13 protein-coding genes are annotated in these 11,101 nt (G+C 54.4%); 6 read left to right on the top strand and 7 right to left on the bottom strand.

Translation table 11 applies throughout. The annotated features are described in order from the left end of the window. The first annotated feature begins 23 nt into the window (after positions 1 to 23). From H043_RS0109385 to H043_RS0109365, 5 genes are all read left to right on the top strand, one after another. Positions 24 to 410 (top strand): hypothetical protein, encoded by a 387-nt coding sequence (locus H043_RS0109385; protein WP_027611623.1) that lies wholly within the window; start codon positions 24 to 26, stop codon positions 408 to 410. Between the two features lie 674 nt (positions 411 to 1,084). Next, positions 1,085 to 1,375: a hypothetical protein gene (locus H043_RS0109380; protein ID WP_027611622.1), complete on the top strand. Its 291-nt coding sequence runs from the start codon at positions 1,085 to 1,087 to the stop codon at positions 1,373 to 1,375. 231 nt (positions 1,376 to 1,606) lie between these two features. Beyond that, complete coding sequence (locus H043_RS0109375) at positions 1,607 to 2,020, top strand: hypothetical protein (RefSeq protein ID WP_027611621.1); 414 nt, start codon at positions 1,607 to 1,609, stop codon at positions 2,018 to 2,020. A 169-nt stretch (positions 2,021 to 2,189) separates the two neighbouring features. Further along, positions 2,190 to 2,576, top strand: a complete 387-nt coding sequence (locus tag H043_RS30985) for an Imm50 family immunity protein (RefSeq protein WP_081730195.1) — start codon at positions 2,190 to 2,192, stop codon at positions 2,574 to 2,576. 203 nt (positions 2,577 to 2,779) lie between these two features. Then, entirely contained in the window at positions 2,780 to 3,277 is a 498-nt protein-coding gene (locus tag H043_RS0109365; RefSeq protein WP_027611620.1) for a hypothetical protein, read from the top strand. Positions 3,278 to 3,314: 37 nt separating this feature from the next. On the opposite strand, the gene H043_RS0109360 is transcribed toward H043_RS0109365, so the two are convergent. Beyond that, a complete protein-coding gene (locus H043_RS0109360; protein WP_027611619.1) occupies positions 3,315 to 4,127 on the bottom strand; it encodes a VanW family protein in 813 nt (270 codons plus the stop codon). A 215-nt stretch (positions 4,128 to 4,342) separates the two neighbouring features. On the opposite strand from H043_RS0109360, the gene H043_RS0109355 reads away from it, so the two are divergent. After that, a complete protein-coding gene (locus H043_RS0109355; RefSeq protein ID WP_027611618.1) occupies positions 4,343 to 5,149 on the top strand; it encodes a glycosyltransferase family 2 protein in 807 nt (268 codons plus the stop codon). A gap of 329 nt (positions 5,150 to 5,478) precedes the next feature. Here H043_RS0109355 and H043_RS0109350 read toward each other — a convergent pair whose 3' ends face one another. From H043_RS0109350 to H043_RS0109325, 6 genes are all read right to left on the bottom strand, one after another. Then, the gene (locus tag H043_RS0109350) at positions 5,479 to 6,063 is read right to left on the bottom strand and encodes a hypothetical protein (RefSeq protein ID WP_027611617.1); all 585 of its coding nucleotides are present in this window, start codon (positions 6,061 to 6,063) and stop codon (positions 5,479 to 5,481) included. An 85-nt stretch (positions 6,064 to 6,148) separates the two neighbouring features. After that, complete coding sequence (locus tag H043_RS0109345; RefSeq protein ID WP_027611616.1) at positions 6,149 to 6,331, bottom strand: hypothetical protein; 183 nt, start codon at positions 6,329 to 6,331, stop codon at positions 6,149 to 6,151. A gap of 11 nt (positions 6,332 to 6,342) precedes the next feature. After that, positions 6,343 to 6,585 carry a hypothetical protein gene (locus H043_RS0109340; RefSeq protein ID WP_027611615.1) on the bottom strand — a complete coding sequence of 81 codons (243 nt, stop codon included), beginning with the start codon at positions 6,583 to 6,585 and terminating at the stop codon, positions 6,343 to 6,345. 151 nt (positions 6,586 to 6,736) lie between these two features. After that, on the bottom strand, positions 6,737 to 7,807 hold the full coding sequence (locus H043_RS0109335) for a lipocalin-like domain-containing protein (RefSeq protein ID WP_027611614.1): 1,071 nt from the start codon (positions 7,805 to 7,807) through the stop codon (positions 6,737 to 6,739). Continuing rightward, positions 7,797 to 10,268, bottom strand: a complete 2,472-nt coding sequence (locus H043_RS0109330; RefSeq protein WP_027611613.1) for an ABC transporter permease — start codon at positions 10,266 to 10,268, stop codon at positions 7,797 to 7,799. The genes H043_RS0109335 and H043_RS0109330 overlap by 11 nt, the downstream gene beginning before the upstream one ends. Further along, positions 10,265 to 10,918: an ABC transporter ATP-binding protein gene (locus H043_RS0109325; protein ID WP_027611612.1), complete on the bottom strand. Its 654-nt coding sequence runs from the start codon at positions 10,916 to 10,918 to the stop codon at positions 10,265 to 10,267. The genes H043_RS0109330 and H043_RS0109325 overlap by 4 nt, the downstream gene beginning before the upstream one ends. Positions 10,919 to 11,101 lie beyond the last annotated feature (183 nt).

Below are 11,101 nucleotides of genomic sequence, written 5' to 3'. Positions count from 1 at the left end.
CAAAATCCGTTCGAGGGGCAAAAATGACAACACAAAAATGTATCCCACGAAGCGTATGGTATGGGCTCGACGGAACAGGTTACAACAACATTGCGCAAGAGCTAAAATCCGAAGATCCTTCACTAAGAAAATGGATTTCAGTATACGCCATTTACAAATACCCCTTTACCAGTGATCCATATCAGTATTACGACTTTATCCATCAATCGAAAAATTTCCGATATGCAACAGTGATATTTACAATCCCAACCGAAACACTTGAAATAAGTGACGGCGTGGACGACCGAGACATCAATCTCTTAAAAATAGAAACCATAAACTCTGAGGCGGAAATCAACGCCCTTCTTGAGAAGTATGACATCGACCCAGAACTTTTCACCACTCCATGGCGGTGTGAATACCCGTTCTAGTTGCCGAACTGCAATCAGAGGGGAGCTAATTTTTTTGTTGAAGGAAATAAATCCGCCGACTTTTTCAATTAATTAAAAAATACATGGGCAATGTAAAATTAGACCAAAACTCAAATATGAACTTCAACCGATTCGAGTCCCAAGCGGTTGGACAGTAACAATCAACAACCTTTTTGAAGTTGAATTTACACCAGAAACCACCGACTGGTTTACCTGCTCAGTACTATTGGGCGGGGTACGTCGAAGTAGCGGGCACTGCTTCGATTCTAGAGTAGAACCTGAGGGCGACCCCAACGGAGAGTTCGTAATTGATTTTCTGAAAATCGATCACGACCAAAAAGGAAAACCTGTTAAAAACTCCGAAGTCTTTCTTGGTGAGTTCAGAACCAAAAGCAAGATTGAATTTATAAAAAAAATTGAATCACTCATGATCGAATCGTGAAATACAGACATCTAAACCCAGTACCTACCAATATAGCAAAAGCAAATAAAGCGAGAGGGAAAATTTATTTTTCACACTTTACAAAAAAACACTAAAACAAATCCACCCCGCTCTTTAAATCACTTCCCGTTATTAAACCTGAATGGATAAAAAAACTGTAGATACGGCATAAAAATCTTACACCCAAAGGAAATGTGACGCTTGAAAACCCCACATTTAATCGGCGGAAATAATGTTAGAAACCAACAAAAAAATTATTCTTAACGGAGAAGATGCTCTCGAAGTCCTAGCAGATATCGAGTTCATATTAATTTCACTGCACAAAATGGGTAGCTATTACTCCGACAAGCCAATCGAAAACTACCAAAAAGCCACCACTAACTTCATTGATAACGAAGGAGTCACCCAACGACTTGCCAAAGTAAGAAAAATCATAAGCAAGAATTTTGATTCGACACTAGGAGATGATGACATGGATGACATTGAGCGCCACATGGAAGGGATTAAATTTTGGAAACCTTAAATAAATTTTCAAACATATAATTCTCAACAGACTTTTATAGATATAATCAGCAGCGAAGTTTCCATACGCTTACATCTATAAGGACAGCGATCAAAGGAAACAGATTATTTTCCATAGCACTCAAAGATATTGAAAAACAAATCTGTCACCTTTTTGAAAAAAACACAGCACTGATGATATAAAACCATGGGGTAACGACCCATCCGTGCCACCTGGGGACTATAAAGAAAAATGAAAGTTAGATGCAAAACAAACAAAATAGACAACACCTTTACGCAAGATACTGCAACAAGACTGGAGCGTTACATCTCGATCAGCGACAGTGAACTAGACATAGAAATTGGAAAAGAATATACGGTTTACGGTATAGAGTTCTGGGATAATTGCCCATGGATTTATATATGCGCAGACTCTTACGATGAATACCCCAAACCGTTCGCACTAGATTTTTTTGAAATCACCGAACAAAAACTTTCTTCTTATTGGGTCCTAAACTCAAAAGACACATACAACAAAAAAGTCAAGACACAGCTCGTTTTTTGCGAATGGGCTGATGACGACAGCTTTTATGAAAAGTTAATCGATGAAGATGAAGCATGCGTTATCACATTCGAAAAATATAGAAAAGCTATGGACATCGAATAAATGAAGAAGAATCAAGAGACGAAGGGGACAAATTCATATTCCACAGACATCTCAAAAGACATTAAAAACAAATACTTCCCTTTTGCTAAACTTAAATCTACGACCAACTTAAAACTTAGTAAAAGCAAAGAATCTAGTAGAGATCACTAAGCATTTTGAGCAATCTAACATGTGGACATCAGCAATATCGAACAAAAAGCAGTGGACGTCTATTTTCGGAGAAACATATTCCCCCTCAAGCATGCGTACGTCATACGTAATGCTGGACGGAAACTCTATATGCATAAAATTATCCAGCAAAATAGAGCAAGCAGTCCCTAAAAAGTGGCTGACAAAGAATTACAACGAGTATGCGTTTCAGCTCTACATAGTAGACATAGAAAATTTTAATGTAGAGAATTTTAACTTCAGCGGCACCACCACCTTAACAATCGAGGGAAAATCCTCAGACTACAAAATCACAATTAAATTTGAAAATAACTGTGTAGTCACATGCCAAGCAAAAAATATTAGTATAGCCAATATTACAGCATACAATAACGACGGCGCAGTGTAGCGCAATGCGCTCACTGACACTTTTATAGACAGTAGTGCATTCAGACACTACCGACGATGTCGGGAACAGATCATAGTTTCTTATTACATAGATGTGATTATCTCACAACCTAAATGTTTTCATAAACCTGGCTCGCGAGCTCCTTGGTTCTAGGCAGAAACTATACCCATTACTTTGCGCCCCTTCGGTTTACATGAGCACCCATGAATAAACATCAAATCACACTCGCCAACAACTGGACCGCCACCTTCGAAAACAACGGTGAGTTCCGCATGGGAGCCGAAGGCTGGAGCTTGCTCCTGGAAGGATCTGACGGCAGAAATATCAAATACTTTTCGGACAAGGTCATATTGGTCAACGATGACGACGGCACCCAGGCTAATTCGTGCATTCGTCTATCCAGCGACGGTGTCTACGGTTATTTGAGCACAGCCGTTGACAGCTGCTGGGTGATCGATTTCTCGCGGTGCATGATCGCCCCGCACCGAGTGAGCATCCATCACTACCATGACGCCTATGACGAAAGCGTGGCAGCTTACGAACAACCCGCCTTCAAGCGTGTGAGGCAATACATCAGTGTGGTTGGAAGGCACATCTATCTGACCTTCCCGCTGACCAAAGATGAAGACTTCCCCAAGGTATGGGAAGAGTATCTGTCCATACGCAAACGCCAACTGGATGAGCTTTATTTCAGAAACTGACCAGTGGGCGCCAATATCATGTTGCTATTGGTGCGCCCTACCCGATCAACTCGTCCATCACCTCATACTTAACCACCACCCGATTCCGATACAATCTCACCCTCTCCACCAATTCCCCCACCTGCCCCTTCTCCCGCACTTCCCGCCAGATCTCATTCTCCCGATACACCCGCTCCCCTTCCCGCACAAACCGGTGCCCTTCCTGAAACACGTGATACCGATACTCCCGCACTCGATCGCACAACAACTCCCCCTCCAACTGCGTCACCCCCACGTTCAACTTCAACTGAAAACTCCGATCAGTCGGGTTGTGCAGTACTAGATCAACGTAGTTGTAGAAAATCGCCGCGCCAGATCCGAATGGCAGTACTCGCCCCTCATCCGGGAATGGGTCGAAGCTGTGGTTGGAGCGTCCAACCACTATCAGAGGTGAGTGGATCGCCATCCAGTGGATCAGGTTGCTCAGTTGGCAGATTCCGCCGCCGATACCGCTGCGTGCTTCGCCGAAGGACAGTACCATGCCTTCAACGTAGCCGCGTTTGCGGGTTGGGCGGCCGACGAGGCGGCAGAAGGAGAAGTGTTCGCCGGGGGCGATGATGAGGCCGTCGATGGCGGCGACGGCGAGTTTCAGGTTGATGACTTTGTTGTGTTGCAGGGCGAGGTCGGAGTCGCCGAGTTTGCGGATGAGTTTCGAGGTGTGTTTGAGGTAGCGGAATGGCAGACGGTCAGCGCCGGCAACCAGGCGTGCGTAGCGTTTGCTGGAGCAACGCCAGGCGATCTGGCGGAACAGTCTTTTTTGCCACACGCGCAGCCAGTACAGGGCCGGGTGGTAGAGGGAAAGTGGTTTCATCCGTGAGGCAACGGCAGGCGCCGTTTTGTCCTTGAAGCGTGTTAGGGGCGCGCAGTTTAGCCTGTGGGACGGCTTGCGTCGTGCGCGAGATGTCGTGTCTCGACACGCTTCGAATGGCTTGCTGAACAGCAAATTAAGCTTCAGCTAAGCTTGCGTCGCTAGCATCCCGGCCCGAGAGACACCTGTCGCCGATCAACCGCGGATGAGCTTACCGAATGAGCCAGTTTGATTTACCAGCCGTTACGCAGCCGAATTTCAGTCTTGTATTGGTAAATTACAAAACCCCGGACATCACCCGGATGTGCCTGGAGTTATTGCGTCAGCACGTTCAGGCGCAGCGCATTCCGGTTTGGGTGGTGGACAATGATTCGGCGGATGCCAGCCTGGATTACTTGCGTTCGCTGGACTGGATCAATCTGATCGAACGTCCCTCCCCCGGCAAAGAAGCGGGACATATTGCGCATGGCAAGGCGCTGGATCTGGCGCTGGAAAAAGTTGAAACCGACTATCTGTTTCTGCTGCACACCGACACCTTTGTCTACGACAAGGAAGTCTTCGCGATGATGCTGCGTGAGTGTACAAAGTCTGCGGACATCGCCGCAGTCGGGTGTGTCGAGCAAATCAATCGAGGGATTCTGAGAGACACCTGGCGACTAACTTCGCGCTTTTGCAAACATTATATTCGCCGGGCGAAAAACTCATTGGGTCTGCACAGTAAAGAGCCGAAACCTTATCGGGAAACTCATCTCAAGAGTTTTTGCACCTTGTGGAACGCCAAGTTGATGAAGTCCCAGGGACTGCACTTTTGCATGGATGACCGAGTGCCCGGTTATACCCTGCAGGATCGAATGGTCGGTCTGGGCTACGGCATCAAGCTGCTGTCACCGCGCAAGATTTTCCGCTACCTGGATCACATCCAGGCAGGAACCGTCGCCGCTGCCGGCACCTACGGCAAAAACCACCGCCGCACCAAAATGTATGAAGCCACCCTCAAACGCTTTGAGGGGCAGGCATCGGTATAATCGCGAACACAAAAAAGGGCGACTGCAAAGTCGCCCTTTTTTTATCTTAAATTGTATACATCCGCTCCGAAGAGGTGTTCGCCCAGTGTAATGGCCTGGCAATCCATGCACCGGTAAAGAGCCCTGACACTGGGCGAACGGGAAGGATTTTAATAGAAGTTGGCGGATATGTCGTCATACCTAAAGGTAAATTTAATGTACGAAGAAGTTAATAGATATTTATCGACGAAATCCTTTCATGAAACTTTCAACGCACGGCTCAAATCGTTTCAGATGATTGTTCTCATACAATAATCTGTACAAGAACAATCATCTTGTAGAGTTAATGCTCAGCTTTCATGCTGACTGGTCACTTTTAATACATCGGTATAAGTGACAACTACGCTTTGCCCGACTTTCAGATCTTTCAGCCTGGCTTGAATTTCAGGCTTTTTCACGTCGAGTGTTTTCGACTGGCCTTGGGGGTTTTCCAAGGTTACCTGATTATTCTTCAAATCAATTTTGGTGATTTTCAGTTGCACCTGAATCTGGCGATAAGCCTCCCCGCCCGGGTTTTCAGTGCCCGGAGCGTTGCGCAGCTCGCCGCTGCGCTCGACGGTGCCAGGCAGACCTTTATCCACATCGGTATCGAGGTAAGCCGCCACGGAACGCTGCACTTCGACTTTGACCAGATCACCGACCTTGAGGTTGGCGAGGTTTTTCGCCTTGTCGCTAAGCTGAACGTGAACCTGTTGACCTTCGGCACCTTCCAGCACCACCTGATGATTGGCCGCATCGACAGCCAGCACTTTGGTGGTGACCTGATCGGCCTCGACGGTAGCAGAAAGCGGAATATCGGCCGCTATGGCGCCGAAGCTGGTGGCGGACAGGACGGTTGCGAGGGTGATGGCCTTGGCCAGAGCGTGGAGCTTCATAAGCGGTACTTTCCCTGTAATGAATGGCAGCAACCGGCGCCAACGCGTATTTGGCGCCGAATGTGCCACTGAGCATAGACGCTGTTCAGGGCTTGGCTTTCGTTTCTGCCGCGGCGGTCTCCTGCGCGGTGGATTCGCCACTGGTGGTGCCCTTGCCGCTGTCCTCGCGCTGTTTGGGGTCGGTCGGGCGCAGGGCGTCGTTGTCGCGCTCGGTTTCTCCCGGTGGCCGGGGTTCGTCGGGGTGTTCGCTGGGGGATACGGGTTTCATGGTGGTTCTCCTCAGGCGTCAGGGTCATCCAGTTCATTGGCGACGTTCGCGGCGGGCGAATCCTTGTGCAGGTCATCGGCCTTGGCGCGCAGGATCTGCCACTGCTCCAGATCGATCGCGCCTTGACCGAGCAGGTCGTCGGCGATGCGCTGCAGATCGAAATAGTGAGCGTCGGGGGACTGCTGCCAGTAGGTCTGGTCGTCGAACAGGCGTTGCCAGGTGGTGAGATCTGGGGGTTGCAGGTCGTCGCTCATGGGCGGGCTCCTCGCCGGGGTCTCGGAAATGGGCCGGGATTGTTCGGTAGAGGGTGGTAGACGGGGCGGAGTTCCGGGCAATTGCTCTGTGGGTGACTGTACCGGCGCCTTCGCGGGCAAGCCCGCTCGCACAGGGGTTTGTGTACGAAACTCAGTACCCGGTCATTTCCAGATAGCCGCGCCCGCCATGGCTGCCGCTGATCCGCACCGGCCCTTCCCAGTAAGGGATGCGCAGGTTCATCCAGGCATTGGGATTGAGTGCGTCGAGGCTGATGTCGAGGTGTTTGTCGGGAATGCTGATCGACCAGCGCACCGGCATCTGGCGGCCGACAACTTTTGCGGTGTCCTTGGGTGTGAGTCTCATCTGCGCGCCGTGCAGGGTTTCGGTCTGGCCGTCGGCGTTGATCCAGGTGCCGGTCAGATACGGCGCGCCGTCGGTTTGCCGGGTGCGAAACAGCATCAGCGACTCACCACTGTCCAGGTGCAGGGAAAACCAGTCCCACCCGGTCTGATTGGCTGCCAGCGGCTGGCTGCTCCACTCCCGATCCAGCCACGCCGGGCCGCTGACGGTGTAGGTCTGGCCGTCGATTTGCAGGGTGCCGCTGGCCTGAAAAAACGGCTGACTGTAGTAGTACGAAGCCTGACCCTGTTCGGATTTTCGGCTGAAACCGTTGTCACCTTGCAACACCAGTGGACGACTGGAGGTGAGGTGCAATTGATAGCTGAAGGCTTTGTCGCTGGCGCTGAGTTGCAGATCGGTCAGCGGATCCTGCGCCTGACTGGCGAAGCGCCAATCATCGATCCACGCCTCGAACGGCGCCACGTTCACCCCGGCCTGCCCCACTCCGCCCCGGGCATAGCGCTCGGCGGCATGGTGCGCGGTGGCTGAAGTCACCGCGGCATGCCCGAGCCAGATCGTCTGGTTGCCCCAGCCCGGCTGCTCTGCCGCAGGCTTTAACGCACTGCGAAACAGAGTCCATTGCACACCGAAATCGTGGCCCTGCTGATCCTTGAGATTGGCGGTGACATACCACCACTCGATACGAAAACCATCATGTGCGCCGTGATCTGCCGGGAAGCTGAACACCCGCCCCGGCACCACCGGTGTGAACTGCGCGGCCTGATCGCCGAGCCCGGCAAAACCCTTCTGCTCAGGCACAGGCTGATCGCAACCGCCCAACAGCAGCAACGCGAACAGCAGCGCAACCCGGTTAATCCTCATGGGCAAACGTCCTCAGCAGATCCGCCGGTTGCGTGCGGTACAACGAATACAGCGGCCATGCCGAGGCCAATAGCGTCGCCAGCAACGCCAGCCCGAGCAACTGCAGCAGTTGCAGCGGAAAAATCCGCAACGGCAGACGCCAGCCGAATGCCTGCACATTGATCACCGCGTCCAGACACCACGCCAACGCGATCCCCAACGGCAACGCCAGCACCAGCGTCAACACCGCCAGCAGCCACGTCTGGCCAAGGTTGAGCAGCATCAACTGGCGGCGCGTCACGCCCAAGGCCCACAGCGGCGCCAGTTGTCCGAGGCGGCTCTGGCTCTGGGTCAGCAGGCTGATGAACAGCGCCACACCGGCCACCGCCAGGGTCAGACTGTTCAACGCGGCGGTGGCGGCGAAAGTGCGTTCGAAAATCTGCACCGACCAACCCTTGAGTCGCGCCTGATCGACGATGCGGCTGTCATCAAGCTGAAAGCGCGTTTGCAGTGCGCGCAAAAACGGCGGGATATCGGGCGGCGCGATGCGCAGGTTGAAACGGTTCGGTGTCAGTGACGGCCACAGCCGCAGCAGATGATTGCTGTTGACCAGCACGTGCCCCTTGGGATTGCCGTAGTCGGCGTAGATCCCGACGATCCGCGGTGACCACGCCCCGCCCGGCGTCGGCACGCTCAAATGATCCCCCGCCCGCACCTTCAGCCGTCGTGCCAGTTGTTCGCTGAGCATCACTGAATCGTCGTTCGCCAGATGCGCCCACGGATCACCGGCGATCGCCTCGAGCAACGGCCATTGCTGCCGGTAATAAGGATGATCGATCACCCCGAAGACATCCGCCGGCCAGCCTTGCAGGGTGACCGCGACTTGCCAGTTGGGCAGCACCGCGCTGACGTTCGGCTGTTGTTTGAGCCAGGTGTACATCTCGCGCGATTGCGCCGGATTGACCGGGTTGAGGTACAGCTCGGCACTGAGGCGTTGTTCGAGCCAGTCGTCGAAGGTCTGGCGAAAACCGGCGGTCATGCTGCCGGCGCCGATATTGGCCGACAGCGCCAGCAGCAACGCCATCAACGCCAGACTGAGTGCCGGCAGTTGCTGGCGGCAATCGGCGAGAAACCACTGACCCAGCACCGAACGACTGCGCCCGAGCAAAGGAGTAAGCACTGCGCTGAGCACCACCGGCAACGCCAGCGCGGCGCCGAGCAGCAACCCGGCCATCAACACAAAACCACTTCCGAGGCTGTCACCAAACAACAACGCCAGCAGCGCAATCAAGCCCAGCACCGCCGCCAGCCAACCCTGACGGCGCAACCAGCGCGCATGCTGCAGATGCCAGGCTTGCGGATCCGCCACCGCCAACAGCGGCAAGCGTGCCGCACGCAGCAGACTATTGGCACCGGCCAGCAACGCGCCGAACAGGCTCAAACCAATACCGCTGAACCACCACCACGGACTCAGGCGCAACTGCCCCGCCACTTCCGCGCCGTACAGACCGCGCAGGCTGGCGGCGACATCCGGCAGCAACACGCTCGCCAGCCAGTAACCGCTGATGACTCCGAACACCCCGCCAGCCAACGCCAGCACACCGAGCTCGACGACCAGACAGCCGATCAACATCCGCGCACTGACCCCGCAGGCGCGCAACGTGCGCAGCAGGCCACGACGCTGTTCCAGCGCCAGACCGATCGCCGCGTGCACGATAAACAGTCCGACCAGAAACGAGAGAAAGCCCAAGGCATCGAGGTTGAGGTGAAAGCTCTCGGTCAGGCGCGCCAGATTGTTTTCCTCGGCGCTGCTTTTGAGCTGCAGCCGACCATTGAACGCGGCCGGCAGCTCGCCATGAAAATCCTTCGGCAGCAACAAGCGCGATAATTGCCCGGGCTGTTCGAGCAGGGTTTGCGCAACACCGATGTCCACCAGCAACACGCCAGGCGCCATGTCCTTTTGCGCGTGCAGCGGCGGCAGCGTCTGGCCGCTGGCGGTTTGCGGCGTGGCGCCTTCGGTCAGGCCCAAGGAGTGCAGGGTTTCCGGGGAAATCCAGGTGCTGCCCGGCGGTGAGAAGAACGCGACGATGCGCTCGATCGGCATCGCCTGCCCGGCCACCGCAGCGTCCATCGGCAGCGACACCGGTTCGATGCCCATCAGTTGCAGGCGCTGGTCTTGGTGATCCTTGAGCAGCAGCCGTCCCTGCAGCAGCGGCGACACCGGCCAGCCTGCGCGGCGCAGATCGATGAACCACTGCTGGGTGAAGGTCGCACCGCTCGGTGTGGCCAGACTGGCCTGGGGTTCGCCACCAATCATCTGACTGGCCCGGGCGTAACTGTCGCGGGCCTGACTGTTCAGTGCCTCGACCCCGGTCAGCAAACTGGTGGCCAGCCACAGCCCGGTCAGCACACTGAAGAACTGCACCGGATGCCGCCGCCAGTGGCTGAGCAGCGCACGCAGGGTTTGCCAGAACACGTTCACGTCAGACGGCCATTGGACAACACCACCCGTTGCGCCAGCCGCGCTGCAACCCGCGGGCTGTGCGTGACCATCAACAGCGTGGTCGGCGTGTCATCCAGCAACTCGAGCAACAGGCGCAGCACTTCGTCGCTGGTGGCTTCGTCGAGGCTGCCGGTGGGTTCGTCGGCCAGCAGCAGTTTCGGCCGCGACGCCAAGGCCCGGGCCAGCGCCACCCGCTGCTGCTGACCGCCGGAAAGTTGTTCGGGATAACGCTTGAGCAAATCGCCCAGCCCCAGACGCTGCACCAGATGCGCTTGCCAGCGCGGTTCATGGCGCCCGGCCAGGCGCGCCTGGAACGCCAGATTGTCCTCGACCCGCAGGCTGCCGATCAGGTTGAACTGCTGGAACACCAGACCGATTTCCGTACGGCGCCAGTCGGCCAGTTGCGCTTCGTTCATCTGCTCCAGCCGATGCTCGCCGCTGTGGATGCTGCCGCGATCAACCTTGTCGAGGCCGGCGATCAGGTGCAGCAAGGTGCTTTTGCCGCTGCCGGATTCGCCCATCAGCGCCAGACTGCTGCCGGCTTCGAGCGTCAAGTCGACGCCTTGCAGCACCGGGAGCGGGCCTTGGGGGGTGAGGTAACTTTTGAACACGCCTTGAACCTGAAGCATGCCGCCATCCGTTGGGTCAATGTGGGGCAAGGATAGCGGATTGCGGCCTGAGCAGATCAGTGGTGTTTGCACTGGCCCCATCGCTGGCAAGCCAGCTCCCACAGAGATTGAGGTTGCTCACAAATACTGGACTCACCATCAAACACCGTAGGAAATATCTTCAGATCAGCGGTGTTTGAACTG

The sequence above is a fragment of the Pseudomonas sp. URIL14HWK12:I6 genome (assembly GCF_000514195.1).
Classification (GTDB): domain Bacteria; phylum Pseudomonadota; class Gammaproteobacteria; order Pseudomonadales; family Pseudomonadaceae; genus Aquipseudomonas; species Aquipseudomonas putida_A.
The sequence above is the reverse complement of the archived record's forward strand: the minus strand, read 5'-3'. Positions and strand labels throughout refer to the sequence as shown.

What these genes read in the sequence shown, in the direction of transcription:
- H043_RS0109365 (WP_027611620.1), top strand. Translation starts at nt 2,780, where the DNA reads ATGAATAAACATCAAATCACACTCGCCAACAACTGGACCGCCACCTTC.
- H043_RS0109375 (WP_027611621.1), top strand. Translation starts at nt 1,607, where the DNA reads ATGAAAGTTAGATGCAAAACAAACAAAATAGACAACACCTTTACGCAA.
- H043_RS30985 (WP_081730195.1), top strand. Translation starts at nt 2,190, where the DNA reads ATGTGGACATCAGCAATATCGAACAAAAAGCAGTGGACGTCTATTTTC.
- H043_RS0109360 (WP_027611619.1), bottom strand. Translation starts at nt 4,127, where the DNA reads ATGAAACCACTTTCCCTCTACCACCCGGCCCTGTACTGGCTGCGCGTG.
- H043_RS0109345 (WP_027611616.1), bottom strand. Translation starts at nt 6,331, where the DNA reads ATGAAACCCGTATCCCCCAGCGAACACCCCGACGAACCCCGGCCACCG.
- H043_RS0109355 (WP_027611618.1), top strand. Translation starts at nt 4,343, where the DNA reads ATGAGCCAGTTTGATTTACCAGCCGTTACGCAGCCGAATTTCAGTCTT.
- H043_RS0109380 (WP_027611622.1), top strand. Translation starts at nt 1,085, where the DNA reads ATGTTAGAAACCAACAAAAAAATTATTCTTAACGGAGAAGATGCTCTC.
- H043_RS0109385 (WP_027611623.1), top strand. Translation starts at nt 24, where the DNA reads ATGACAACACAAAAATGTATCCCACGAAGCGTATGGTATGGGCTCGAC.
- H043_RS0109340 (WP_027611615.1), bottom strand. Translation starts at nt 6,585, where the DNA reads ATGAGCGACGACCTGCAACCCCCAGATCTCACCACCTGGCAACGCCTG.
- H043_RS0109335 (WP_027611614.1), bottom strand. Translation starts at nt 7,807, where the DNA reads ATGAGGATTAACCGGGTTGCGCTGCTGTTCGCGTTGCTGCTGTTGGGC.
- H043_RS0109325 (WP_027611612.1), bottom strand. Translation starts at nt 10,918, where the DNA reads ATGCTTCAGGTTCAAGGCGTGTTCAAAAGTTACCTCACCCCCCAAGGC.
- H043_RS0109350 (WP_027611617.1), bottom strand. Translation starts at nt 6,063, where the DNA reads ATGAAGCTCCACGCTCTGGCCAAGGCCATCACCCTCGCAACCGTCCTG.